Origin of the sequence: Pseudorhodobacter sp. MZDSW-24AT, from assembly GCF_002794355.1 — a bacterium.
Lineage (GTDB): Bacteria > Pseudomonadota > Alphaproteobacteria > Rhodobacterales > Rhodobacteraceae > Pseudotabrizicola.
Map to the genome: position 1 here is coordinate 288,038 of NZ_PGOI01000003.1, position 25,650 is coordinate 313,687.

The window sequence follows — 25,650 nt, forward strand, 5'->3', positions numbered from 1 at the left end:
CGGGGCTGAGCAAGTCGGCACGCGCGATGAAAGCAGATTAGGAGGGGCGGACTCCACCCCTCCTGATTATCTTCAGAGCAAAGACAAGAGCTTGTGCGCGGCGTCTTCCGAGGATGCCGGATTCTGACCCGTCACCAGCTTGCCGTCGACAACGACGAAAGAGGCCCAATCGGCACCCTTTTCATACGCGCCGCCATTATTCTTCAACATGTCCTCTACCAAGAACGGGACCACGTCGGTCAGCCCCACGCCGTCCTCTTCGGTATTCGTGAAGCCCGTGACCTTCTTCCCTGCGACCAGCGGCGCGCCATTGGGGTTTTTGGGATGCTGGAAGACCGCAGGGGCGTGGCAGACCGCGCCGATCGGGCGATCATTTCGCGCGAAGGCTTCGATCAGACGCACGCTGTCTTGATCTTCTGCAAGATCCCAGAGCGGACCATGGCCGCCCGGAAAGAAAACGGCGTCATATTCATCCGCCTGAACGGTCGACAGAACCTTGGTCTGCGCCAGCTGGGCCTTGGCTTCGGCATCGGCCTTGAAGCGATCTGTCGCTTCGGTCTGCGCGTCATCTTCATCGCTTTTCGGGTCCAGAGGCGGCTGGCCACCCTTGGGCGACGCGAGCGTGATCTCGGCACCCGCATCCTTGAACACGTAATAGGGGGCTGCGAATTCTTCGAGCCAGAACCCGGTCTTCTTTCCGGTATCACCCAACCGGTCGTGTGACGTCAAAACCATTAGAATTTTCATCGCTCAAGTCCTTACTTGCAGTGTGTTGCGGGATTTGTCTTGTCGGCCACGTCCGGAATGCTCGTGCGATAACCGCCAAAAAAGCAGCGCCGGGTCCCTCATGGCCAGGCTCTTCCGTCAAGAACGTAACACCTGCGGCTTCGTTCCCTTCGAGTGGTGAGATAGGCTGCGATCGGACAAACACAAGCGCAGCCCCGACCCCAACCTGATGCATTGGGTGATCACAGGTAGGGTGATGAGGTGAGGAGGGGGGCATCAAGCATCAAAAAGCGAAAAGGCCCCCGAGGGAGCCTTTGCACATGATTTTTATGCTCTTGGCTTAGCTACAGCCGCTCGTGCCACCGCATGTGTTGCATTTCATGCAGGTGCCATTGCGCACCAATGTGTAGTTGCCGCATTCGCCGCAGGGATCGCCTTCATAGCCCTGCATTTTTGCCTTGGTGCGTGCGTCCATCCCCGAGGCCGCTCCCATGGCATAAGTGGAGGTCGATTCAGCCAAGCCCGCAGCGCGCCCATGTGGGACCAAGGTGTTCAAGACCGAAACGGGGTCAGTGCCGTTGGCACGCGCGGTGGCGCCCACTCCGCCTTGAAGCACCACCAGTTCTTGCGGCAGCCGCTTGCGCAAATAGCCTGTCGACGAAATTTGGCGCAAGACCTCCAGTCCGCGGCTTGCGGCGGCGTCATTGACCGGAGCCACATTTGGTTTGCCTTCGTCATCACCCCGACCCAGATCATCAAAAGATGCGCCAGTGGGTTTGACATGCGCAAGATCGGTCCGATCCAGATAAGAGATCGCCAGTTCCCTGAAGATATAGTCAAGGATCGAGGTCGCATTTTTGATGCTGTCGTTTCCTTGCACCATTCCCGCGGGTTCAAAACGCGTGAACGTGAAGGCCTCCACGAATTCTTCCAGCGGGACGCCGTATTGTAAACCGACCGAAACGGCGATGGCGAAATTGTTCATCATTGCCCGGAAGCCAGCGCCTTCCTTGTGCATATCAATGAAAATCTCGCCCAAGGAACCGTCTTGATACTCACCGGTGCGCAGATAAACCTTATGCCCGCCAACAATCGCTTTCTGCGTGTAGCCCTTGCGCCTTTCGGGCAGCTTTTCCCTGTGGCTGCGGACGATTTCCTTGACGACCACTTTTTCGACAATCTTCTCGGCGATCACCATCGCCTTTTCGTGCATCGAGCCCGACGTCAGGACCTCTTCGGCCTCCTCGTCATCTTCGATCAGCGCGCTCGCAAGGGGTTGCGACAGCTTCGATCCATCGCGGTAGAGCGCATTTGCCTTGATGCCCAGTGAGTGTGACAATTCATAGGCTGCCAACGTTTCCTCGATGGTTGCCGCGTTCGGCATATTGATCGTTTTCGAGATCGCCCCCGAAATAAACGATTGCGCGGCGGCCATCATGTAAATGTGGCTGTCGACGGAAAGGTAACGCTTGCCTTTTTTGCCGCAAGGATTGGCGCAATCAAAAACCGCGTAATGTTCCGGCTTCAGGAAAGGTGCACCCTCCAATGTCATCGTGCCGCATACATGGTCATTGCAGGCATCGATCTGCGCTTTCGTAAAACCAAGATGCCGCAGCAGGTCGAATGTGGGGTCCGCCAAGCGCTCCGCCGGAATACCCAGCGTGCCTTTGCAGAATTCCTCTCCCAAGGTCCACTGGTTGAAAACAAAGCGGATGTCGAAAGCCGAAGGCAACGCCGCCTCGATCTTCTCCAACTCACGGAGACCAAAACCGTGGCCCAGAAGCGAAGTGTGATTGATCGCAGGGGCCTGCGCTATAGAGCCATGCCCAACCGCATAAGCCACGATTTCGGCGATCTGGTGAGATGGATAGCCCAAGGCCTCCAGACCAGCGGGCACTGACTGGTTGATGATCTTGAAATAGCCGCCGCCTGCCAGTTTCTTGAACTTGACCAAGGCAAAATCCGGCTCGATGCCTGTGGTGTCACAATCCATCACCAGTCCGATGGTGCCAGTCGGCGCAATAACAGTGGTTTGCGCGTTGCGGAAACCATGGGCCTCGCCCAGCCTCAGGGCTTCGTCCCAAGATGATTTCGCCAGCGAAACAAGGCTTTGATCAGGACAGTTCACGTGATCCAGTGCCATGGGCGCAACATTGACGCCCTCATATCTGCCGCTGCCCTGAGCCGCCGCACGGTGGTTGCGGATCACGCGAAGCATGTGGGCACGATTGCGCGCGTAGCCCGGAAATGCGCCCAGTTCTGCCGCCATCTCTGCGCTGGTCGCATAGGCAACGCCCGTCATCAGAGCGGTCAGCGCACCACAAAGGGCGCGGCCTTCCTTGCTGTCGTAGCCAAGGCCCATGTTCATCAGCAGCCCGCCGATGTTGGCGTAGCCAAGGCCCAAGGTGCGGAAATCATACGAGCGTTGCGCGATTTCCTTGCTGGGAAACTGCGCCATCATGACCGAGATTTCCAAAGTGATGGTCCAAAGGCGGCTCGCGTGAATATAGGCCTCGGCGTCGAATGCGCCGTTCTTGAAGAACGTCAGCAGGTTCAGCGATGCAAGGTTACATGCTGTGTCATCCAGAAACATATATTCGGAGCACGGGTTCGATCCCCGGATCGGCCCATCTTCAGGGCAGGTGTGCCAAGCATTGACAGTATCGTGAAACTGGATTCCGGGGTCTGCACAGGCCCATGCCGCGTGGCCAACCTGATCCCACAAGGCGCGTGCCTTGATGGTCTTTGCCACTTTACCGTCGGTGCGCCGGATCAGAGCCCAGTCGGCATCCTCTTTCACCGCTTGCAAAAAAGCATCGGTCACACGCACAGAATTGTTCGAATTCTGGCCTGAAACGGTGATGTAGGCTTCGGAATCCCAGTCAACGTCATACGTCGGGAACTCGATGCTGTCGAAGCCCTGCTTTGCATATTGCAGGACCCGGTTGGTGTAAGTGTCGGGGATCATGGCTTTCTTGGCCGCTCTGATCGCCGCCTTCAACGCCGCATTCTTGGCGGGATCGACCGAATCCTCGGCCGAGCCATCCCATTGCCGGATGGCTGAGAAAATCTCGTTGAGTTTCAGCTCATGCGCCTTTGACCCGGCCACAAGACTGGCAACCTTCTGTTCTTCGATCACTTTCCAGTTCACGAAGGCTTCAATGTCGGGGTGGTCCATGTCGCAGATCACCATCTTGGCCGCGCGCCGCGTGGTGCCGCCCGATTTGATCGCGCCTGCCGCGCGGTCGCCAATCTTCAAAAAGCCCATCAGGCCCGAGGATTTGCCACCACCCGACAGTTTTTCACCTTCCCCACGCAAGGAGGAAAAGTTGGTTCCCGTGCCCGAGCCATATTTGAACAACCGCGCCTCGCGAACCCACAGATCCATGATGCCGCCGTCTCCCACCAGATCGTCAGCGACCGATTGGATGAAGCAGGCATGTGGTTGTGGATGCTCATAGGCGGATGTCGATTTGGTGAGGATGCCGGTGGCATGATCGACGTAAAAGTGGCCTTGCGATGGCCCATCGATCCCATAGGCCCAGTGCAGTCCGGTGTTGAACCACTGTGGGCTGTTCGGCGCGGCCATCTGCCGGGCCAGCATGAAGCGCATCTCGTCATAATAAGCGCGCGCATCGGACTCGGCGCTGAAATAGCCGCCTTTCCAACCCCAATAGGTCCATGCCCCTGCCAAGCGGTCAAACACCTGCTTGGCGCTGGTTTCGCCCGTACTGCGCTCATGCTCGGCCAAGTGCGCGAGGGCTGCTTCGTCCGCGACCGAGCGCCAGAGAAATTCAGGCACGCCCTTTTCCTTCACACGCTTCAGGCGTGCGGGGACCCCGGCTTTCCGGAAATACTTCTGCGCAAGAACGTCAGAGGCCACTTGGCTCCAACCTTCAGGGATTTCGACCGCGTCGTTGCGGAAAACAACTTTGCCATCCGGGTTTCGGATTTCCGAGATGGTCGTCGTGAAGCCCATTGCCCCATAGGCACCGGTCGCCTCGGTCGTGAACTTGCGCTCGATCTTCATCTGCCCTGTCCTCGCTGCATGGCCCCGGTTTTGACCCGGTCGCGGCCTGTTGATCCCAAAGCCCCGACGCTGGGTAAGAGCCAACAAGGGTCGAGCCCTGCCTGCAAGTGCAGGCAAGACGGCCTCGCCACACAGCGATGTCTTGCTCGATCGTCTTGTGCTCTCCCACGATCCACAACATTTTGTGTCCCGCCGGATTTGGTTGACAAACTGGAGTAAGCGCATTGGCTCGGCAACCACTTTTTGAGGCGCGCGCTTACAAATTTTTCTTGACCGCTGAACGCCAATTCCGCGCCTTCTGCGAGAGGAGTTCAGGTGGGTCCATCCCCGGCATGTGGATAAATTTGCGGATAAGTTTCGGGGTTGTCTGTGGATCACGGCACATGTGTTCCAGTTTTGCCCTACAAAACCGAAGACTTGGAACAAGGCGCTCAGAAGGCACATGAAACTGGCGAAGCCTGGGGATGACTCGGGTGTTGATGGCCCGGATGATTCCTGACGCGGAAACATGGCCTGCATGGGTGCGGGCAAAACGTGTCTTCTCTGCCATAGTCTGCGTCACGAACGAAGGGGCAGATGCCGCTCGGCAGGAGAGGTGCGAGAGACTCAGCAAAGCAGCGCTGTGGTTGTCTCGGACCCCGAAGCAAGCCGGGCCCGGGATGCGCGGCAGAATGCCGATCCACGCAAAAGGGTGGCAACCTGGGGCGGGCTGGGCTAAAGCGAAAAACAGACCTTCCCTGAAAAGCTCTCCCATGTCCGACATCATCTCTCGCTGCGAGGCCAAGGGCCTCCGAATGACCGACCAACGCCGCATTGTCGCCCGTGTGGTCGGGGAAGCCGAAGACCATCCGGATGTCGAAGAGCTTTACGCGCGTGCCGCGAAGATTGATCCGCGCATCTCGCTTGCCACCGTCTATCGGACGGTCAAGCTTTTTGAAGAAGCTGGCATTCTTGATAAGCTCGAGTTTGGCGATGGCCGTGCGCGCTATGAGGATGCCGAACGCGATCACCACGATCACCTTATCGATGTGAATTCCGGCGAGGTCATCGAATTCGTTGACCCGGAAATCGAAGCTCTGCAAGAGCGCATTGCTGCCCGGTTGGGGTTCCGTCTGATCGGTCATCGTTTGGAACTCCTTGGCGTGCCGATCTCACGTTCGAAAAAGCCGTGAGCAGCGCCGATAATCCGCGTGCTGCGGGGTTGATGGTGGCCAGCATGGCCGCTTTTGCCTTTGAGGACCTATTTCTCAAACGTGCCGCGGTGTCCTTGCCGCCTGGTCAAGTGGTTGCCATGATGGGCGCCGGTGGCGCCGTTGTGTTCTGGCTTTTTGCCGCCCGCTTGCGGCAGCCGATCCTCACGCGCCGCGCCCTGAGCGGCGCGGCGGCGGTGCGCACCCTTTCCGAAGCCGGGGCGACCATGCTGTATATCACGGCGCTCGCCCTGATCCCGCTGACCATGAACGCAGCACTTCTTCAGGCATCGCCGTTGGTGGTGACGATGGCTGCGGCCTTGTTTCTGGGCGAAAAGGTGGGATGGCGCCGATGGAGCGCCATCACTGTTGGTTTTCTCGGGGTCATGGTCATCCTGCGGCCCGGAACCGAAGGATTTCAGGCGGCAGGGTTGCTGACTGTCGCTTGTGTCTTCATCTTGACCGCGCGGGATCTGTCGACACGCGTGATGGATGCCAGCATTGGCACCTTTCAATTGACAACATGGGCCTATCTCGCGCTCGTGCCTGCCGGTGTCATTCTGATGGCAGTGCAGGGACAGACGCCTCAGGCGGTGGATCCGTCGCAGTGGGTTGATCTGACAGGGGCACTGATCACCGGGCTTCTGGGGTATTACGCGGTGACGGCGGCAATGCGCGTCGGAGACGTCTCGGTCGTCGCGCCGTTCCGCTATGCGCGACTGGTCTTTGCGATGATTCTTGCCGTGATTTTCTTGGGCGAAAGGCCCGATTTCTGGATGCTGATAGGGGCGACGCTGGTGATCGGCTCTGGCCTTTACACCTTTGCGCGGGAGGCAAGGGTGAAGCGCGCCCTTTCCATGAAGGCCGACCCAAGGTAAAGACGGGGCCGAGAGCATCATCCGCATAACGGAGCCCCCATGAGCACGATCATCGACATTCACGCCCGCGAAATCCTCGACAGCCGCGGTAACCCCACAGTTGAAGTGGACGTGACGCTGGAAAGCGGCGCCATGGGGCGCGCGGCCGTGCCGTCGGGGGCCTCGACCGGCGCCCATGAAGCCAACGAAAAGCGCGATGGCGACGCGGCGCGCTACAAAGGGAAGGGCGTTCTCGAGGCGGTTGCGGCGGTGAATGGCGAAATCGCCGAAGAATTGGTGGGTTATGATGCGACCGAACAGGTGGGCATTGATCGCACCATGATCGAGATGGACGGCACCCCCAACAAATCCCGCTTGGGTGCGAATGCCATTCTGGGCGTCTCTCTGGCTGTCGCAAAAGCGGCGGCCGAATTCACCGGCCAACCGCTGTTTCGCTATGTGGGCGGCACATCGGCGCGTGTGCTGCCCGTGCCGATGATGAACATCATCAACGGCGGCGAACATGCCGACAACCCGATCGACATTCAGGAATTCATGATCATGCCGGTGGGCGCGGACAACATCCGCGACGCGATCCGCATGGGCTCGGAAGTGTTCCACACCCTGAAGAAGGAACTTTCGCAAGCGGGCCACAACACCAATGTGGGCGATGAAGGCGGCTTTGCACCCAATCTCAATTCTGCCCGTGATGCGCTTGATTTCATTCTGAAATCCATCGAGAAGGCCGGATTTAAGCCGGGTGTCGACATGTTCCTTGCGCTGGATTGTGCCGCCACCGAATATTTCAAGGGCGGCAAGTATGAGATGAAGGGCGAGGGCAAATCGCTGACCATCGCCGAGAATGTCGATTTCCTTGCTTCCCTCGCCGCCGATTACCCGATCATCTCGATCGAGGACGGCTGTTCTGAAGACGACTGGGAAGGTTGGAAGCTTTTGACGGATACCATCGGCGACAAGATCCAGCTGGTGGGGGACGATCTGTTTGTGACCAACCCGCGCCGTCTGGCCGAAGGGATCAAGAAGGGCGTTGCAAACTCCATGCTTGTGAAGGTCAACCAGATCGGCACGCTGACCGAAACTCTGCAAGCCGTCGATATGGCGCACCGTGCCCGCTATACCAATGTGATGTCCCACCGCTCTGGCGAGACCGAAGATGCCACGATCGCGGATCTCGCGGTTGCCACCAATTGCGGGCAGATCAAGACGGGATCGCTGTCGCGCTCGGACCGGCTGGCCAAGTATAACCAGCTGATCCGGATCGAGGAAATTCTGGGCGAGACGGCGGAATATGCCGGGCGCTCAATCCTGAAGGCCTGAGGCTACTGACTTTCGCCGGAGGCAATCGTGACATCGGTCGGATGCCTCCGGCGGGAGTATTTGGAAAAGCTGCAAGTCATGAGGGCATGTGACCGAGGCAGATCGCATCATTGCTGAACTAAATCTGGCACCACACCCCGAGGGGGGGTGGTATCGCCAGACTTGGAGCGGGCCAGAAATCGGTGGCCGCGCCTGTGGAACCGCGATTTTGTTCTTGCTCAAGGCCGGCGAGCGCAGCCATTGGCATCATGTCGACGCCGATGAGATCTGGCTTTGGCATGCCGGAGCGCCTGTGGTGCTGTCGGTTGGGCAAAGCCGCGCGGTGGACCATATGCTGGGGCCCGAGGTTTTGGACGGTCAGATGCCGCAGGTGGTGGTTCCCAAGGGGCATTGGCAGGCGGCGCGATCGCGCGGAGCGTATAGTCTTGTCTCCTGCACCGTGAGTCCCGGTTTCGAATTCGCTGGCTTTGTGCTGGCCGCACCAGAGTTTGATCTGCCGCGCTGATTGTTCGGGTCACAAATTGGCATTGGTGGCCGCGCCGGCAAAGCGCTATGCGATCGGCATGACAGATGCATTGCCCCCCAAAAATGAAGACAGCCGGTCCGGCTTTTTGTTCGCGCTTGCCGCCTATCTCATGTGGGGCTTCCTGCCGCTTTACATGAAGGCTTTGGCGCATGTGTCGCCCTTTGAGGTGATCGCCCACCGTGTGCTGTGGTCTTTGCCGATCGGCTTTGGAGTCATCCTGATCCTGGGGCGGACGCAGGAGTTGCGCATTGCCTTGCGAACACCCCGCACCTTGATGATGGCGGCCGCAACCGCGGCGCTGATTTCGGTGAATTGGGGCACCTACGTCTGGGCCATCGGCGCCGGCCATGCGCTGGAGGCCGCACTAGGCTATTACATCAACCCGCTCTTCAGTGTGTTTCTGGGGCGGGTCATCTTGAAAGAGCACCTGTCGCCTGCGCAATGGGTGGCCCTCGCTCTGGCTGCCGCAGCAGTGGTGCTGTTGACGGTGGACGCAGGACAGGTGCCGGTGGTGGCGCTTGGCCTGACGGTGTCTTGGGGCATTTATGCTTATCTCAAGAAGTCGCTTCCCATCGGTCCGAACCAAGGCTTTACGCTCGAGGTGATGTTGCTCGCGCCCTTTGCGGCGGCCTATCTGATCTGGCTGCACGCACAAGGTGCACCGCATTTCGCACAGGGCGTCACCACTGATACGCTTTTGCTGATCGGCACAGGCGTGATCACGGCGGTGCCGCTGATGATCTATGCCAATGGCGCCAAGCGCTTGCGGCTTTCGACCATTGCGATGATGCAATATATCTCGCCCACGATCATCTTCGTGATCGCGGTTTTCATTTTCGATGAGCCGTTTGGGACAGTACGCCTGATTGCCTTCCCGATGATCTGGGCCGCGCTTGTGATCTACACGGTGGCAAGCTTTCGCGCCCGCGGTCGGGCGCGTCAGTCGTCCAGCGTGATCCAGACCGGCACGTGATCCGAAGGCTTTTCGCCCGCCCGCACGTCGCGATCGATGCCCGCGCCGCTCAGCCTGTCGGCGGCTTGTGGCGAAAGCAACAAATGGTCAATCCGGATGCCGTTGTTGCGCTCCCAGGCATTGGCCTGATAGTCCCAAAAACTGTAGTGCCCCGGCGCTTGCTCGCGCGCGCGGAAAGCGTCCAGAAGGCCAAGGTGCAGAAGCCTGCGAAACGCTTCGCGGGTTTGCGGCAGATAAAGGGCATCGGTCTCCCACGCTTGCGGTTTGGCGGCATCCTGCGCTTGCGGGATGACGTTGTAATCGCCTGCGCAAAGAAAGGCTTCCTCCTGAGCAAGCAGCGCGCGCACCCGCAGTTCCATGCGCGCCATCCAAGCAAGCTTGTAGTCATACTTCGGGCCGGGGGCGGGGTTTCCGTTGGGCAGGTACAGCCCACAGACCCGCACCGGGCGCGGCGCCATGACCGTGGCCTCGATCCAGCGGGCCTGTTCGTCCGAGTCATCGCCAGGCAGACCGCGGGTCACATCTTCCAGCGGCAGCCGCGACAGGAGTGCAACGCCGTTGAACCCTTTCTGACCGTGCGTCTCGACGCGATAGCCCATGTCTTCGAACAAATCGCGGGGGAAGCCCTCGTCAACCGACTTGATCTCTTGCAGGCAAACCACGTCAGGCTTCGCGGCCGACAGCCAGCGGGGCAGGGCCTCCAGCCGCGCTTTTATGCCGTTGATGTTGAATGTCGCGATCAGCATGGTCCCGCCCTTCCTCTTGCGTCTCCAGCTATCGATCAATGACCCGCAAGACGCAAGTCTTGAGAGGGGCAGCAAGACCAGCATTAACCTTTGGCTGAAATTCTGTGGATAACACAACTTTAGCTTGAAAAATTAACACCGAATCACGGCGGCAGGATTAGCGTGTATTCGTGCAGTTTATTGCAACCCAAGGGGGAAAAGATGAAGTCGAATATCGCAGTGCGCCTTGATCCGATGGAAGAGACCCGCCTCGCCGCCGACATGCTTGCCGGCGCTGACAGCGCGATGATGACGTCGGTTGCCGTGTCCATGATGACGTCGGTGGCATCAGCGGCCATGACCTCGGTTGCCCATCAGGACGCCTGCGAAGGGATGGCGGCCAAGTTGGCCGGGGCATTTACCGCGCAAATGACCAGCGTCGCAGAGATCTGAGCGGGTTTTCCGAACCGCACGATCAGATCTTCAAAGCGGCGCGCAAGAATTCTGCCAGTTCTTGCGCGCCCCTTCCCGAAAGAGGGCTTGGAATGAGCAACATCGTGTCGCTGCGTCACCCGGCCCGCGGATCTTGCGACGATGCCATTCCCGGGCTTGTTGACCTGTTTTCGCGCCGCAGGCGTGGCCGGCATGATCCGTTCTGGCTCAAGGAAAACGCCGAACTTCTGCAAATCCTCGCGGCGATTGGCGCCAGTGTGGACTTGGAGCCTTTGGAGGCGTTGGCAAAAGGCCTGCCCGAGGAACTTCGTTTTTTTCCGCAGTATTACCGCATGTATCTGTCGCTTGCGTTGGATTTGCGCGACTTGGGCATGGTGGATGTGCCGGTCTCAGAGATGGCCGCCTTTGTTCATGAACAGGACTTGCCGGCCATCGAGCTGTCTGACACGCATCGGGGCGAAGCACATTTGCTTTTGCAGCGTGGAGGGGGCGCGGCAGGGGACACTTCCCACGAAGTGCGTCTTCTCCACTTCGCGCGCCGTTCCTCGGCTTTCTGCCTGCCCAATCGGCGGGCGGCTTATGACTTGACGCATCTGGTGTTTCACGCGGCCAATTACGGGCGCAGGTCGCTTCCCTGTGATCCAGCGCGAAGGCTGAGCCTGATGCATGTCGGCATCGTCGCGTGGTTGGAGAGCAATTTGGATCTGCTCTCCGAGGTGACGCTCGCTTTGCGCTTTTCAGGCGAGTCGGTGCCTGCGTCCTGGGACGAGCGCGTGGCGCAAGCCGTTGATCAGGTTGCATTTCGCGAAGCGCATCCCGGCGATAGTTTTGATGACGACTACCATCAATTCCTGGTTCTGAATTGGGCCCACGGCGTGGCCGGACACACGCCATTTCAAACGCCCCTGCCTGCACGGGCGCGAATTGTGCGTTATGGCCCGAAGCGCAACACCGCGTTGCATGAATTGTCTTTGGCCTTGCTGGACATGGGACAGGCGCGCCGGCCTGAGTGGCGGGCGATGCGATGGCGGCTTTGGCCCAAGCTGTCTGAACCGACACGGCACTGCCTCGAATGTGTGGAGGTCCTTCCCGAATTTGATGGCTTCTTTGCAGGTTTCTCCCGCGCGGCCCCGTTTGTTGGGGGGCGGATATGAAAACCGCAGAACAAAGATCTGGGGTGACAGGCGTGGTTTTGCTGATCGGCTCGACCGTCGCAGCAACACTGGCAGATGGCACGATGAAAGACCTCTCGGCGCGGCTGGACGCACCGCAGGTGTTTTTTCTGTCGGGTGTGCTGATGGCTGGCTGGAGCATTCTGGTGGCCCGCGCAGGTCGCCAGACGGGGCGTTTCTCCGGCAGTTGCCTGAGGACGTCTCTGCCGGGCCTGTTGTTCTGCCGGTCCTTGGCCACGGTGGCGGCGTCCTTGGGCTTCTTTTACGCCATTGCATTGATCCCCTTGGCCGATGTTTTTGTCTTTATCGGCTTGATGCCACTGATGTCGGCGGTGGTCTCGCGTCTGTTGCTGCATGAGCGCTTGGATCGCATGGCCTGGGCGGGGCTGGGGGTCGGGCTTGCAGGCGTCTTGATGCTGTTCCCGGCGGGCATTGCTGGCGTTCAGCCGGGGCATTTTGCGGGCCTTCTCGGGGCCTTTGCCGGGACGGTGTCGCTGGTCTTGGCGCGGCTCATGGCCCGACGCGAAAGCAATAGCCTTGTGCAGGTCTTTTATCCCAACCTTGCCTTGTCGGCAGCCGCGTTGCTTTTGTTGCCTGCCCTTTGGCAGCCCATGGCACCGATTGATGTCGTGCGCATCGTGATTTATTCGGGCCTGTTGTTCGTGGCGCGCTGGACCATGGTCTTGGTCATGGAGCGTCTGCGCGCATCGGTGGCGCTGCCGTTGATGAACATGCAGTTTGTCTGGATGGTGGCTGTCGGTTTCCTCTTTTTCGGCGAGGTTCCGGCCATCACCACCATCGTTGGTGCCGGGTTGGTGATGGGGGCAGGGGGGATTGCGCTGTTGGATCAGGTGCGGATGGATCGCATCTCACGCTTGGCCCACTTGCAAGGCAAATCCAGCGATGCCATTGCCGCAGAATAAGGGAAAGCCGCCCCTCGGGGCGGCCTTTTCCCACTGGTTTCGTTACATTGAAAACGAAACTCCGCAGCCACAACTGCTGCTGGCATTGGGGTTTTCAATCACGAAACGCGCTCCGATGAGCTCTTCCGTGAAGTCGATCACGGCGTTTTGCAAGAAAGGCAATGACACGGAGTCCACAAGCACCCGTTGCCCATCCTTTTCCAGCACCAGATCGTCGTCGGCGGGATCGTCGAGCTTGATCTCATATTGAAAGCCCGAGCATCCGCCACCTTCAACGGCGACACGCAAAGACTTCTGTTCTCCCGTCAACTCGGCGATTTCAGCCAATCGGGCGAAGGCGCGGTCGGTCACGCGCGGAGGGAGCGTCAGGTCCATGATTTTTCACATATCCTTGGGGTTCACAGTGCAATATAAGGGCAGAACAAGATATCAACAAGAACGGGCAGTTCCATGCTTGCGCCTTTTGCTTGCCTTCCCGATGCCTCTCGCGGCCGCCTGCACCAAGAGCGGATGTCCTCATTCCGCTCACCCTATCAGCGGGACCGGGACAGGATCATCCATTCGTCAGCCTTTCGGCGACTGAAGCACAAGACCCAGGTTTTTGTCGAGCATGAGGGCGACTACTACCGGACCCGTCTGACGCATTCGATTGAAGTTGCGCAAGTTGCCCGCACCATCTCGGGTGTGCTGGGGCTGAACACGGATCTGGCCGAATGCATTGCCTTGGCACATGATCTGGGGCACACGCCTTTTGGTCACACTGGCGAGGACGCCCTGTCAGAGTTGATGGCGCCCTATGGTGGCTTTGATCACAACGCGCAGGCCTTGCGGATCGTGACGAGGCTGGAACGGCACTACGCCGATTTCGATGGGCTGAACCTGACGTGGGAGTCGCTTGAAGGCATTGCCAAGCACAATGGCCCCGTGATTGGCCCCAATGCAGATGCCAAACATGCGGGCCCGCTGCCCTACGCCTTGGCAGAGGTAAATGGTCAATGGGATCTGGCCTTGCACACCCATGCCAGTGCCGAAGCGCAGGTGGCCGCCATTTCCGACGATGTCGCCTATTCCCATCACGATTTGCACGATGGTTTGCGCTCTGGCTTGTTCGATGAAGCCGATTTGATGGAATTGCCCGTGACTGGCCCCGCTTTCGCCGAGGTTGATGCGCTTTACCCCGGTCTCGACCCAATGCGCCGCCGGCACGAGGCGCTGCGCCGGGTGTTCGGGCGGATGGTCGAAGATGTCATCGCCGTTGCCCAAGGGCGGCTCGAGGCCGCTCAGCCGCAGTCGGTGGATGATGTCCGCATGCTCGGCACAACGGTGATCCGGTTTTCGAAGCCGCTCTATCAGGAGCTTAAGGCCATCCGCAGCTTTCTGTTCCACCGGATGTATCGGGCGCCCTCGGTGATGGCGGTGCGCTCCAAGGTGACGCAAGTGGTGCGCGATCTGTTCACAGCCTTCATGTCAGATCCAAGCTTGTTGCCCGAAGAGTGGGAACACGCGGTTCAAGCCTGCACCGATCAGACCGAATTGGCACGCACCGTGGCAGATTATGTTGCAGGGATGACCGACAGATTTGCGATCCAGGAACACGCACGCCTCTGTGGCGGCGCTTTGATCGAGGTTCACAGCGGCCCCAATTTCCCCACCTGAGCCCGCAGCGATCAGCTGCGGCTGGCAGCCAATCCCCAGATCGCCGCCAAGCCGAGGGAGATCACCATGTTCCACCCTGCCATGGACAGGCCAAACAGGGACCATGCCACCGCATCGCAGCGCACGGGTGCTGCGACGGCGGCGTTGGGATTCAGGAGATCATCCACGCTGATGCCCGAAATGGACCCACCGGAGCAGGACTGCAACCCTTCCCACCAGCCGTATTCCACACCCATGTGAAACCCGCCGACTCCGGCGGTGGTCAAGGCAGCGAGCGCCCCGAGAATCATCAGCCAACGGCTCGGCATCAGCAGTGCGAGGCCCATGATCACCACAGCAGCGGCATGTGGCCAGCGCTGCCAAATGCACAGCGCACAGGGCGCCAAGCCGCCGAGGTGCTCAAAGGCAAAAGCGCCAGCCAGGAGGGCTGCAGAGCCCAGTCCGGCGATGGCGGCATAGGCCCGCGATGGCAGGTTGGTCAGCATCAAAGCACCTTCAAGACAGCAAAGCCACCGATAAGCAGCAGAACAAACAGGGTGAACATGAGGCCCAAACGCCGTTCGATGAAATCACGAATGGGTGCGCCGAACTTCCAAAGCAATGCGGCCACCACAAAAAAGCGCAGGCCCCGGGCGAATACAGAGGCAATGGTGAACACCATCAGATCAAGTCCGGTCGTGCCCGACAGGATCGTCACCACCTTGTAAGGGAAAGGCGTGACACCCGCGATCAAGACAGACCATGCACCCCATTCATTGTAGCGTTCGCTGAACACTTCAAAATTGCCCGTCTTGCCGTAAAACTCCAACACCGGCAGACCGACCGATTCATAGAGAACGGCGCCGATCCAATAGCCAAACATGCCCCCCAGCACGGATGACACGGTGGCGATCGTCGCAATCAGAAAGGCTTTGCGTGGCGCGGCAAGGATCATCGGGATCATCAGGATGTCGGGCGGGATCGGAAAGACCGAACTTTCGAGAAACGCGACAAATGCCAAAGCCCAAAGGGCCTTTGGGTGCTCAGCCAGACGAATGGTCCAGTCGTATAAGCCACGGATCATGTCGTCTCCCTTTGCTGGTGCTGCGCTTGCATCATGCCAAAAGGGCAACGTCAAGGATGCTTTCCGGCATCTGCAAAGCAGGTTACCCTGAAGCTCTGAAATCAGGCATTAAGGGGCAGCTATGGATTGGCGTGGACGTCGGGGCAGCCGAAATATCGAGGACCGCCGGAGCAGCAGTGGCGCGCGCGTGGGCGGTATTGGTGGGGTGGGCATGATCGCCGTTCTGCTCATCGGCTATTTCCTCGGTGTGGATGTGACCCCGCTTCTGCAAGAGCAAGGACCCTCCACGCGGCCCCAGACTGAACTCACCGCAGCCGATCGGGAGGCCGGAGAATTTGTTTCCGTAACCCTTGCCGACACGGAAGAGGTCTGGGCACAGCTTTTCCGCAGCCAGTTGGCGCGCGAATATCGTCCGGCGACCCTCGTGCTTTTCAAGGATGCGACGCAAAGCCCCTGTGGTGGCGCCTCTGGTGCGACCGGGCCCTTCTACTGCCCTGCGGATCGCAAGGCCTATCTGGACACGGCCTTCTTTAGCGTTCTCGAAAGCCGCCTTGGCGCAGAAGGAGATTTTGCGGCGGCCTATGTGATCGCCCATGAAATCGCGCATCATGTGCAAAACGAATTGGGTATCCTTGGGCAGGCCAATCAGCTGCGCGCGCAATCAAGCCGGGCAGACAGCAATGCGATCTCTGTCCGTATCGAGTTGCAGGCGGATTGTCTCTCGGGCGTTTGGGCCCGCACCGCGGCGCAAAAGTTCGGCACCATCGACCGCGCTGATTTCCAAGAGGCTGTCAATGCGGCGCGCCAGATCGGCGACGACACCTTGCAACGTGCGGCGGGTCAGCGCCCGATGCCCCACACATTTACCCATGGCACGTCCGATCAACGCGCGCGTTGGTTCATGGCCGGCCTGCAGTCTGGGCAGATCGCCGCCTGCGATACCTTTTCAACCAACGACTTGTAATGCGCAGACCCTGTTGACGCCGCGCGTTTGGGCAGGTAAAGCATGCCTCAAGTTGCCCGAGTGGTGGAATTGGTAGACGCAGCGGATTCAAAATCCGCCGCCGCAAGGCTTGTCGGTTCGAGTCCGACCTCGGGCACCATCCTCTCCGAAATGAAGTCACCGTCACCTGTGATTCGCAGGACGTCTCAGTTGCGTTGGTCCTGCAAGAAACCAAACATGATCGAAAGCGGCGATTGATGCCAGACTGGCAACTGATGGCCTTCCATCCGACCGAAAATCTCTGAACGCGATAGGGCGGTGTCGCAGAGCAAAGGGGCGTGCCTGATTGTTTCTGCGGCCATCCCACTGCGTGGCGCACTTTACCCCACCAAACCCGCGAAACCGAAGAAAACCGAGGCACTTGGACCCGGCGACAGGTTTCAGGGTTTCTTAAAGAGAAACAGGCTTCGGCGCCTTTTGCACGCTATGCGTGTGTCTCTGCAATTTTTGCGTGTTTTTGGGTGCTTGCGGTCAGTGGGGGATGTCTGCGCCGACCCGATCCGCTGCCTTTTTTGCTTCCCGTAAGTCTTAATGAACGGTAATCATGAAGCGTCTCGCTGGGGGAGACAATTGGTCGTGGGGGCGGCCGTCGACTGACATTGTGCTGCCAAGCACCTTAAAACAAACGCTGTCTTCCGATCTGGTCAATCGCCTGATCGGGTACGATATGCGCATGGTCTGACAGGCGTAGCCCACGCTGACCGGTTTTTTGCTGTCTGAGACGGTGGTTTTCGTGGTGGAGGGTCTCGGGCGGTTTGCCACAGATCTTACACCGATGTTTCGACCGGGACTCCGGTCGAAGGACACTTCTCGACGGGCGTATCTCTGCCCAGTTGCTTTAAGGATCTGGGCGATGCCGGTGATCGCGTACTACAACCTCAACGACCCTTCGACGACTGCTGTCGACAGTGCCGTCGGTGACGGCGCCCAGAACGGAGCCTATTTCAACGGTGCCGCGTCGGACGGCGCGCGCGCGCGCTTTGACGGCATCGATGACATCGTGAAAATCGATAATGCTTCCGTGTTTCAACTCGCCCAAGGGACGCTGGAAATCCAGTTCAGTCTGGAAGAGGGCACCACCCTAACAGAGCCGCGCACCATCCTGTCGCGCGACAGCGCGGGGGTGACGGAAGGTGGCTTTCGCATCGAGACACTTCCCAACGGAGCCATTCGGATCAGCCATGAATCCCTCAATGGCACCACCCTCTACGAAACCGAACCGGGTTTTCAGAACGCTGGGGATGACATTCTTGTCTCCTATTCATGGGACGCTTCAGGCCCCGGCGGTTTTGTCCAGATTTCCAACCTGACCACCGGAGACGCGTTCCGCGACGTCGTTCCGGGCGGGCTGACGATGGACATGGGCGCGATCAACCAGAATTGGCTGATCGGTGCGGGCCAAGACACCTCCACACCCGGCACCTTGCAACATATCGATGCGCACTATCGCGGCGCTGTCGAATTCTTCTCGATCTCTGACACAGTGGACAACGCGCCCGTGTCCTCTGAACGTGACGGCATCGTAGAGGGCACAACAGGTGGGGACCTCATCGACAGCGCCTATTCTGGCGATCCGGACGGCGATTTCATCGACAACAACGATGCCATTCTCCTTGGCCAAGGGCCGCAAGATGACATCGTCTACGCCTACGCTGGTGATGACACGGTGTTGGCGGGCGACGGCAATGACAAGGTTTTCGGTGGCGCAGGAAATGACTCCCTCTCCGGCGGGGCGGGCGATGACACGCTGAATGGCGACAGCGGCCAAGATGTCCTCTTTGGCGGTCAAGGCGATGACGTCCTTGGCGGTGGAACGGGGCAGGACACTCTGTTTGGCGGTTCAGGCAATGACTCGCTTGTGGGTGGCGGTGACAATGACGTGCTCGATGGCGGGACAGGCGATGATACCCTCGACGGTGGGGAAGGCGACGATGTCCTGATCGGCGGAGGTGGAAACACCTTGGGCGACGGCGGGCAAGGCAATGATTTCATTGACACCCGAACAGGCTCTTCCTCGCCTGACCGCGCCTTTCCCGGGCTTTACCCCGCCGATGGCGATCCGGTCGACAATCGCGATACCCTCTATGGTGGCGCAGGCAATGACACCATTTTTTCCGGCGATGACCGTGATGTCATTGCGGCCGGCGCGGGCAATGATCTTGTCGACGCGGGCGATGACGACGACAGCGTTCAAGGCAATGATGGCGATGACACTCTGATCGGCGGCGAAGGCAATGATACGCTGACCGGTGATCTCGGCAACGACCTGATTTATGGTGGCACACCGGATGATGCGAGCGATCCGACGCAGCTTGCCGATGACGTCGACCCTGATCCTGACAACAACCGCGACGCGCTCTTTGGCGGTTTGGGTCATGACACCATTTATGGCGGGGATGACAACGATACGATTTATGGCGGTCAAGGTGATGACGTTCTCTTCGGGGGTATTGACAACGACCTGATCTATGGCGGTGCTGGCAATGACAGCATCGATGGCGGCGGCGAGGCCGGCACCCTGTTCGGTGGTGCGGATCGTGATAGCTTCGTCAATGTCGGACCCGGCGCCTTCGTGGACGGCGGTGAAGACGGCGATGACTTTGACACCCTTGATCTGCGCGGCTTGGGTCCTTTGACCGTGAGCTATGACGCAGACAACGCCGAGAACGGCACGGTCACCTTTTTCGGTGAAGACGGTGCCAGCACCGGCACCTTGCGTTTTGTGAATATAGAAAACGTGATTGCGCCCACGGACGGCGCGCCCGTTGCCAATCCTGATGCGGTCACCACACCTCAGTTCACTGACATCACCATTGAGGTTCTGGCAAACGATACCGACCCAACCGGGCAACCGCTGACTGTGATCTCAGCAAGTGCCGAACGAGGCGATGTCACGCTGAATCCCGACGGCACCATCACCTATTCCGCGCCGCGCGATGACAACGGCCCGACGGACACCATCACTTACACGATCCGCGATCCCGACGGGAACACGGCCACATCGACGGTGTCGGTGACAATCACCAATGTGAATGATGCGCCATCGGCCGAGAACGATTTCGCGTCCACGCCTGCGGCCACGCCGGTGGTGATCAACGTCTTGGCGAATGACAGTGATCCGGACGGTGACGTGCTCAGCTTCCTTGGGACGCCAAACTCACCCGATGGCGCGGTGGATGTGAACCCGGATGGAACCTTGACCTTCACCCCGAACCCCGGCTTCACCGGTGCTGCGGTCATCAGCTATACTGTGACCGACGGCAACGGTGGCACCGACGATGCGCTGGTCGTGGTACAGGTGGGCGGAGGAGATGGGCGCGATGGCGTGGTGCGCGGCACCCCGGGCGATGATCTCATTGACGGTGCCTATGCAGATCCGTTCGACGCTGATGTTGTCGACGGGAATGATGCCATCATTCCGGGCGATGGCCCCAATGACGACCGGATTGTGGCAGGCGCAGGCAATGACACGATCCTTGCCGGGGAAGGCAATGATACCATCTTCGGCGGCGACGGTAACGATCAGGTCCACAGCGGCAGGGGCGACGACGTTGTCTATGGCGACGATGCGGATGACACGATCTTCGGCGGCGGTGGCCGTGATGTGATTTATGGCGGTGAGGGCGATGATTTCATCGACACCCGCACTGGCCGCCCGGCGCCCGACGTCGATTATCCGGGTCTTTACCCGGCGGACAGCGATCCGGAAAATAACCGTGATACGATCTACGGCGGCAACGGCAACGACACCATCTTTTCCGGGGACGACGCCGACCGTGTTTTCGGCCGGGATGGCAATGATTATCTCGATGGCGGTGTGGATGACGACTCGCTTTATGGCGGGGCGGGCGACGACACCATCATCGGCTCGGAAGGCAATGACAGCATCGACGGCGGTCGGGGGAATGACCTGATCTTCGGGGGGCTCGACCTGTCCTTCCCTGACGTGATCAACATTCCTAACGATGCGGGCGACCTCCGTCCGGCCAACAACGCCGATCTCATCACCGGCGGGTTTGGCAATGACACCATTTACGGCATGGATGATGACGACAGCATTTTCGGAGACGAAGGCAATGACCTGATCTACGGCGGTGTCGACAATGACCTGATTTTCGGTGGCGACGGCGCAGACACGCTCTATGGCGATCACGGCGATGATACCCTTTATGGGGGCGCTGATGATGACGTGATGTTCGGCGGGATCGGTAACGATCTGCTGGAAGGGGGGCTGGGCGACGATCTCCTCGATGGCGGTGACGGAGACGACGTCCTCCAAGGCAGCGATGGCAATGACACTCTGCGCGGCGGTGCCGGGAATGACACGCTGGAAGGCGGGTTTGAAGATGACCTGCTTGATGGCGGGGCCGGCGATGATCTGCTGGTTGGTGACGCCGGCGCGGACACGCTGATCGGCGGAGATGGCGCTGACACGCTGTTCGGTGGGTTGAGCGATGACCTGATCCATTTGGGCGATCCCGCAACCGGCGCACCTGACGCCTTCGCGGATCAGGCCTTCGGTGGGGCAGACCGCGACACCTTCACGGGGGTCGGGGCAAATGACACTGTCTTCGGCGGATCAGAGGGGGACGATTTTGATACGCTCGATTTGCGCGGCACTGGCCTGCGCAATGTGGTGCGCACCAATGTCGACAGCGACGGCAACGGATTTGACGGGTTTGTCGAATACCTCGATGCCGAAGGCAATGTCACGGGTCGCTCGGAATTCTACAACATCGAGAACATTGTCTGCTTCACTCCGGGAACGCTGATTGCCACACCGCGCGGCGAGGTCGCGGTCGAGCATCTTCGTATGGGCGACAAGGTGATCACCCGCGACAATGGCATTCAGGAAATCCGCTGGATGGGTCGCAAAGAGATGAGCTGGCGCGACTTTGCCGCCAATCCGCATTTGCGCCCGATCATCGTCAAGGCGGGCAGCCTTGGAAATGGTCTGCCCGAACGCGACATGATGCTCTCGCCCAACCACCGTCTTCTGGTGGCCAATGACCGCACCGCGCTGTATTTTGACGAGCATGAGGTTTTGGTTGCCGCCAAACATCTGATCGGCGGCGCGGGCGTGCATCAAGTGGAATCCGTTGGCACGACCTACCATCATTTCATGTTCGACCAACATGAAGTGGTCTTGTCCAACGGCGCGTGGACGGAAAGCTTCCAGCCGGGCGATTACACGCTCAAAGGGCTTGGAAACGCACAGCGTAACGAGTTGTTTGAGTTGTTTCCTGAACTGAAGGCGCCGGCAGGCGTCGACGCCTATCAGGCGGCGCGCAAGACCCTTAAGAAACACGAGGCGCGTCTTTTGGTGCGGTAAATGGTGATGCAGTACGGATCAGGTGGCGAAAGCCACTTGGTTCGAAGGCGGGGGCTCCGAAAGGAGCCCCCTTTTTTGCAGTCAGTTGGCAGGTCGCACAGTGGCAGCACAGCCCAGAGACACAGTGTTGACACACTCCGCCAAAGTGCCGCCCCGTTCCCCAATTATTCACAATTTAACTAAAAGTTTCTGGAACGGGTCATATGGGAACGTTTACCGGCAACAATCAGGACAACATCATCACTGGCTCGGACGACTCCGGCGATTACATCGAGGCGCGTGGCGGAAATGATGTGGTCAATGCCAATGCAGGCAATGACACTGTTTATGGGGGAACCGGCACCGACAGCCTGAATGGGCAGGACGGCAATGACAGCCTGTTTGGTGACACTGGGGCAGACCGGCTTTTGGGCGGCAATGGCAATGACACGCTGTTTGGCGGGGCTGATTCAGACTTTCTCGATGGCGGGGATGGCAACGACCAATTGTTCGGCGGGGGTGGCGGTGACCGGCTGCTGGGGGGGATCGGCGACGACACCGTCTCAGGCGGTGCAGGCAATGACACTTTGAACGGCGGCGGCGGCACCGATACGCTCACCTACGCGACGGAAACCGCCCCGGTGAATACGAACCTGAATACCGGCACGGCTTCGGGAGCGTCTTCGGGCAATGACAGCCTAAGTTCGATTGAGAACGTTGTCGGAACCAGCTTCGCCGACACCATCACCGGCAATAATGACGCAAATCAGATCGACGCAGGCGGTGGAAGCGATTTCGTCGATTCCGGCGCCGGGAACGACACCGTCTACGGTGATGCAGGCAATGACACGCTCATCGGCGGACGCGACGACGGGGTTGTCTACGGCTCCGGCATCTCATCGCAGACGTACAATCTTTTGTATTTCGGGACGTTTCCAGACATCGATCCCAATGAAAGCAACGGCAGTTCCGAAACAGCAGACAGTCTGCGCCTGACGTTTGGCAGCGCAACGGCCCCGTTGTCGAGCAACATTGTCCGTGCCACGGCGGTGGATCTGAACGGTGATGGCGTTCTGTCCGACAATGATAATTCATCGGCCACCACCGAATACTTCCTGATCGACGGTGTGCCCGCCTACTTAGACTCGACGCAAGTCTACGATGCGACGGTCACCTTCGCCGATGGGGCGAGCGGCCAGTTGAGCGCAGTCGTCATACAGCTGACCGATGGTCGTGTTTTTCTCGCGCCAGAGTATGAGATCAATGCAGACTCGGCCTTGTTGGCAAGCGGCCCGATCACCTCGATCACCCTCACGCGGCTCGTGACACCCGACACCAATCTTTACGCAAACCGTGTGGACACGCCTTACTTTGGCACAGCGGATGCTGACTTGCTCTACGGGGGCGACGGGGCCGACTACATCGCAGGCGGGAGCGGCCATGACACGCTGCACGGAGACGAGGGGGATGACGCGCTGGACGGCGGCACAGGCGACGACCAGCTCTTCGGCGGCAACGGGAATGACAGGCTCACCGGAGGTGATGGCGACGATCTGCTGGAGGCGGCTGCGGGCGATGACGTCAGCTTTGGTGGCAGTGGCAATGACACGATCTTCTTTGGGTCAGGTCAGGACACGGTTTACGGCGGCGCCGGGGATGACCGGATTGACGACATCACTGGCAGCCAGCTCACCGGAGCAAATGTCATCGACGGCGGTGACGGCAACGATACCATCTGGTCCGGTGGCGGCGACGACACGCTTTATGGTGGGGCTGGCGACGATGTCCTTTGGGGCGAAGGTGAGGCCGACCTGCTTTTTGGCGGCACCGGCACCGACACCGTTTACGGCGGTGACGGCAGCGATACGTTGCACGGCGACGAAGACGGCGATGTGCTTTACGGCGGCGGCGGGCGCGATCTGTTTTTCGGAGGCCCCGGCGACACCATCTTTGGTGGGGACGACGGCGACAATTTCGACACGCTGGATCTGCAGGCGTGGGGAAAAGAGTCCACCAACATCCGGTTCGCGTCGCGTGACAAGTCGCGTGGAGAGGTGGAGTTCCTCGATTCAAGCGGGCAGGTCATCGGCACGCTTGCTTTCTCGGGGATCGAGACCGTCGTACCCTGCTTTACCCCGGGCACCTTGCTGACCACATCGAAAGGGCTGCGGCCCGTTGACCGGTTGCAGCCGGGCGATCAGGTTCTGACGCGGGACGATGGATTTCAAGAGATTTGCTGGGTGGGCCGCCGCGATCTTGGATGGGCCGATCTGGTCGTGGCCCCGGCCTTGCGGCCTGTGTGCATCGCGCGCGGCGCGCTTGGTGACGGGCTGCCGCGGCAGGATATGCTGGTCTCGCCGCAGCACCGTATGTTGGTCGAGGCGGCGCGCGCCGAGTTGCTCTTTGGAGAGAGGGAGGTGCTGGTGGCGGCGCTGCATCTGGTGGGGCAGCCGGGGATCACACAGGGGATCCCGCGTGGGGTCAGCTATATTCACCTGATGTGCAGCCAGCACGAGATCGTGCAGGCCGAGGGCTGCTGGACCGAGAGCTTTCAGCCCGGCGCAGGCATGCTGGGCGGGATGGCGCGTGCCCAGCGGGAGGAGGTGCTCGCGCTGTTTCCCGAGCTTTGCGACGACGGTGCCGCCGCCTATCCGGCCGCGCGGGCCAGTCTGCGCGCGCATGAGGCGCGGCTGCTACGCTCGGCCTGACCGCCAGCTGTCCCAGGCTTCGGGGGTGTCGAGGTCCGTGGTGGCGTGCCGGTCGGGCAGGGCGATCAGGCGGACGCGTGCGGCGTGGCGCTGGAGGATCTGACGCGCCCCCGCATCGCCGGAAAGGGCCATCAGTTCGGGGCGCGTCCAGGCGGGAAAGAGGACAGGATGGCCGGGGGTGCCGCTGGCGTCGGTGGCGCGCAGGATCAGCCGGGGGGTGGCGGCATGGGCCTCGGCCATGCGGCGCAGGTCTGCTGTCGTGATCTCGGGAAGGTCGGCCAGCAGCAGGAGCAGCGCGGCCTCGGCGGGAAGGCCAGCGAGGCCGCCGCGCAGGGAATGGGCCATGCCTTGGGCGGCGTCGGCGATGGTCTGGCAGCGGAGCGGGAGGCCTTGCAGGGCGGCAGCCCGGGCGGGGTGGGCGGGGGAGAGGGTAACGGTCACCGGCAGCCCGGTCTCGACCGCCCGGGCGGCGATCTGGCGCAGCAGGGGCTGGCCATCGACAGGTTCGGTGAGCTTGTCGGCCCCGCGCATCCGGCGGGCGCTGCCGGCGGCGAGGATCAGGATTTGCAGCGGCGGGGCCTTGGGCATCTGTGTGTCGTCCCCTGTGTTACACATCATGGTTTAGTTTTAAATCAATGGGTTGACCGTGTGGGATTCATCTTTCGTTAAGAAGTGCCGCGGCTTTCCATCGTGCAGTCTGGCCGGGTGGGGCGGGCGCCGCAAGGGAAGATTGGGTCACAGGGGGGGCTGTGACGCGGGCGTGATGATTGGCGAGGCGCCGGGGGCGCGTGTGGGCGGGGGTGGGGAGGGGTGGGTGAACCCGGGGCTTTGCCCCGGAACCACCCACCCTACGGCGGGGGGCGTCGGGTCAGGCGCGCATGCGGCCGCCATCGTCCCAGAGGGGGGCAAGGTGGACGCGGGCGGGGCGGCGTTCGCCGAGGATTTCGATTTCCACCTCGGCCCCGTCGCGGATCTGGTCTGCGGGCAGGAAGCCCA

General features: G+C 60.1%; 19 protein-coding genes and 1 tRNA gene. 13 read left to right on the forward strand and 7 right to left on the reverse strand.

What is annotated here, in order from left to right; all coding sequences use genetic code 11:
* Positions 1 to 72 precede the first annotated feature (72 nt).
* Complete coding sequence (locus CUR21_RS04755) at positions 73 to 747, reverse strand: type 1 glutamine amidotransferase domain-containing protein (protein ID WP_100195863.1); 675 nt, start codon at positions 745 to 747, stop codon at positions 73 to 75.
* Between the two features lie 319 nt (positions 748 to 1,066).
* A complete protein-coding gene (locus CUR21_RS04760; RefSeq protein ID WP_100195864.1) occupies positions 1,067 to 4,756 on the reverse strand; it encodes a vitamin B12-dependent ribonucleotide reductase in 3,690 nt (1,229 codons plus the stop codon).
* Between the two features lie 752 nt (positions 4,757 to 5,508).
* Here CUR21_RS04760 and CUR21_RS04765 point away from each other — a divergent pair.
* From CUR21_RS04765 to rarD, 5 genes are all read left to right on the forward strand, one after another.
* Entirely contained in the window at positions 5,509 to 5,928 is a 420-nt protein-coding gene (locus tag CUR21_RS04765; protein WP_100195865.1) for a Fur family transcriptional regulator, read from the forward strand.
* Positions 5,929 to 5,960: 32 nt separating this feature from the next.
* Positions 5,961 to 6,824, forward strand: a complete 864-nt coding sequence (locus CUR21_RS04770) for a DMT family transporter (protein WP_100195909.1) — start codon at positions 5,961 to 5,963, stop codon at positions 6,822 to 6,824.
* Between the two features lie 39 nt (positions 6,825 to 6,863).
* On the forward strand, positions 6,864 to 8,141 hold the full coding sequence (gene eno, locus CUR21_RS04775; RefSeq protein WP_100195866.1) for a phosphopyruvate hydratase: 1,278 nt from the start codon (positions 6,864 to 6,866) through the stop codon (positions 8,139 to 8,141).
* 88 nt (positions 8,142 to 8,229) lie between these two features.
* Positions 8,230 to 8,646, forward strand: a complete 417-nt coding sequence (locus CUR21_RS04780; protein ID WP_100195867.1) for a cupin domain-containing protein — start codon at positions 8,230 to 8,232, stop codon at positions 8,644 to 8,646.
* Between the two features lie 58 nt (positions 8,647 to 8,704).
* A complete protein-coding gene (rarD, locus tag CUR21_RS04785; protein WP_100195910.1) occupies positions 8,705 to 9,640 on the forward strand; it encodes an EamA family transporter RarD in 936 nt (311 codons plus the stop codon).
* Here rarD and xth read toward each other — a convergent pair.
* Entirely contained in the window at positions 9,607 to 10,386 is a 780-nt protein-coding gene (xth, locus tag CUR21_RS04790; protein WP_100195868.1) for an exodeoxyribonuclease III, read from the reverse strand. The genes rarD and xth overlap by 34 nt on opposite strands.
* 201 nt (positions 10,387 to 10,587) lie before the next feature.
* Between xth and CUR21_RS04795 the strand changes: the two genes are divergently transcribed.
* The 3 genes from CUR21_RS04795 (at position 10,588) to CUR21_RS04805 (ending at position 12,913) form a co-directional block, all read left to right on the forward strand.
* Positions 10,588 to 10,818 carry a hypothetical protein gene (locus CUR21_RS04795; protein WP_100195869.1) on the forward strand — a complete coding sequence of 77 codons (231 nt, stop codon included), beginning with the start codon at positions 10,588 to 10,590 and terminating at the stop codon, positions 10,816 to 10,818.
* 272 nt (positions 10,819 to 11,090) lie between these two features.
* A complete protein-coding gene (locus CUR21_RS04800; protein ID WP_157791934.1) occupies positions 11,091 to 11,972 on the forward strand; it encodes a hypothetical protein in 882 nt (293 codons plus the stop codon).
* Positions 11,969 to 12,913, forward strand: coding sequence for a DMT family transporter (locus CUR21_RS04805; RefSeq protein ID WP_100195871.1), 945 nt, complete (start codon positions 11,969 to 11,971; stop codon positions 12,911 to 12,913). The genes CUR21_RS04800 and CUR21_RS04805 overlap by 4 nt, the downstream gene beginning before the upstream one ends.
* 42 nt (positions 12,914 to 12,955) lie before the next feature.
* On the opposite strand, the gene CUR21_RS04810 is transcribed toward CUR21_RS04805, so the two are convergent.
* On the reverse strand, positions 12,956 to 13,288 hold the full coding sequence (locus CUR21_RS04810) for an iron-sulfur cluster assembly accessory protein (protein ID WP_198431617.1): 333 nt from the start codon (positions 13,286 to 13,288) through the stop codon (positions 12,956 to 12,958).
* A 75-nt stretch (positions 13,289 to 13,363) separates the two neighbouring features.
* On the opposite strand from CUR21_RS04810, the gene CUR21_RS04815 reads away from it, so the two are divergent.
* Positions 13,364 to 14,569, forward strand: a complete 1,206-nt coding sequence (locus CUR21_RS04815; RefSeq protein WP_100195872.1) for a deoxyguanosinetriphosphate triphosphohydrolase — start codon at positions 13,364 to 13,366, stop codon at positions 14,567 to 14,569.
* Between the two features lie 11 nt (positions 14,570 to 14,580).
* Here the strand turns inward: CUR21_RS04815 and CUR21_RS04820 are convergent, their stop codons facing one another.
* Together CUR21_RS04820 and CUR21_RS04825 are read right to left on the reverse strand one after the other, a co-directional pair.
* Positions 14,581 to 15,054, reverse strand: a complete 474-nt coding sequence (locus tag CUR21_RS04820; RefSeq protein ID WP_100195873.1) for a disulfide bond formation protein B — start codon at positions 15,052 to 15,054, stop codon at positions 14,581 to 14,583.
* Positions 15,054 to 15,632, reverse strand: coding sequence for a YqaA family protein (locus CUR21_RS04825; RefSeq protein WP_100195874.1), 579 nt, complete (start codon positions 15,630 to 15,632; stop codon positions 15,054 to 15,056). Before CUR21_RS04825 ends, CUR21_RS04820 begins: the two co-directional genes overlap by 1 nt.
* A gap of 121 nt (positions 15,633 to 15,753) precedes the next feature.
* On the opposite strand from CUR21_RS04825, the gene CUR21_RS04830 reads away from it, so the two are divergent.
* The 4 genes from CUR21_RS04830 (at position 15,754) to CUR21_RS04845 (ending at position 24,654) form a co-directional block, all read left to right on the forward strand.
* Positions 15,754 to 16,596, forward strand: coding sequence for a neutral zinc metallopeptidase (locus CUR21_RS04830; protein WP_100195875.1), 843 nt, complete (start codon positions 15,754 to 15,756; stop codon positions 16,594 to 16,596).
* 54 nt (positions 16,597 to 16,650) lie between these two features.
* Positions 16,651 to 16,735: transfer RNA gene (locus tag CUR21_RS04835), tRNA-Leu, on the forward strand.
* 753 nt (positions 16,736 to 17,488) lie between these two features.
* Positions 17,489 to 21,967, forward strand: coding sequence for a Hint domain-containing protein (locus tag CUR21_RS19005; protein WP_198431618.1), 4,479 nt, complete (start codon positions 17,489 to 17,491; stop codon positions 21,965 to 21,967).
* A 203-nt stretch (positions 21,968 to 22,170) separates the two neighbouring features.
* Positions 22,171 to 24,654, forward strand: coding sequence for a Hint domain-containing protein (locus CUR21_RS04845; RefSeq protein WP_100195877.1), 2,484 nt, complete (start codon positions 22,171 to 22,173; stop codon positions 24,652 to 24,654).
* Here CUR21_RS04845 and CUR21_RS04850 read toward each other — a convergent pair.
* Positions 24,640 to 25,242, reverse strand: coding sequence for an NTP transferase domain-containing protein (locus tag CUR21_RS04850; protein WP_100195878.1), 603 nt, complete (start codon positions 25,240 to 25,242; stop codon positions 24,640 to 24,642). The two genes, CUR21_RS04845 and CUR21_RS04850, sit on opposite strands and share 15 nt — an antisense overlap.
* Positions 25,243 to 25,650 lie beyond the last annotated feature (408 nt).

Coding starts and splice junctions, on each gene's coding strand:
- CUR21_RS04815 (WP_100195872.1), top strand. CDS start 13,364: ATGCTTGCGCCTTTTGCTTGCCTTCCCGATGCCTCTCGCGGCCGCCTG.
- CUR21_RS04845 (WP_100195877.1), top strand. CDS start 22,171: ATGGGAACGTTTACCGGCAACAATCAGGACAACATCATCACTGGCTCG.
- rarD (WP_100195910.1), top strand. CDS start 8,705: ATGACAGATGCATTGCCCCCCAAAAATGAAGACAGCCGGTCCGGCTTT.
- xth (WP_100195868.1), bottom strand. CDS start 10,386: ATGCTGATCGCGACATTCAACATCAACGGCATAAAAGCGCGGCTGGAG.
- CUR21_RS04760 (WP_100195864.1), bottom strand. CDS start 4,756: ATGAAGATCGAGCGCAAGTTCACGACCGAGGCGACCGGTGCCTATGGG.
- CUR21_RS04830 (WP_100195875.1), top strand. CDS start 15,754: ATGGATTGGCGTGGACGTCGGGGCAGCCGAAATATCGAGGACCGCCGG.
- CUR21_RS04820 (WP_100195873.1), bottom strand. CDS start 15,054: ATGCTGACCAACCTGCCATCGCGGGCCTATGCCGCCATCGCCGGACTG.
- CUR21_RS04850 (WP_100195878.1), bottom strand. CDS start 25,242: ATGCCCAAGGCCCCGCCGCTGCAAATCCTGATCCTCGCCGCCGGCAGC.
- CUR21_RS04770 (WP_100195909.1), top strand. CDS start 5,961: ATGGTGGCCAGCATGGCCGCTTTTGCCTTTGAGGACCTATTTCTCAAA.
- CUR21_RS04805 (WP_100195871.1), top strand. CDS start 11,969: ATGAAAACCGCAGAACAAAGATCTGGGGTGACAGGCGTGGTTTTGCTG.
- CUR21_RS04810 (WP_198431617.1), bottom strand. CDS start 13,288: ATGGACCTGACGCTCCCTCCGCGCGTGACCGACCGCGCCTTCGCCCGA.
- CUR21_RS04825 (WP_100195874.1), bottom strand. CDS start 15,632: ATGATCCGTGGCTTATACGACTGGACCATTCGTCTGGCTGAGCACCCA.
- CUR21_RS04795 (WP_100195869.1), top strand. CDS start 10,588: ATGAAGTCGAATATCGCAGTGCGCCTTGATCCGATGGAAGAGACCCGC.
- CUR21_RS04765 (WP_100195865.1), top strand. CDS start 5,509: ATGTCCGACATCATCTCTCGCTGCGAGGCCAAGGGCCTCCGAATGACC.
- CUR21_RS19005 (WP_198431618.1), top strand. CDS start 17,489: ATGCCGGTGATCGCGTACTACAACCTCAACGACCCTTCGACGACTGCT.
- CUR21_RS04755 (WP_100195863.1), bottom strand. CDS start 747: ATGAAAATTCTAATGGTTTTGACGTCACACGACCGGTTGGGTGATACC.
- eno (WP_100195866.1), top strand. CDS start 6,864: ATGAGCACGATCATCGACATTCACGCCCGCGAAATCCTCGACAGCCGC.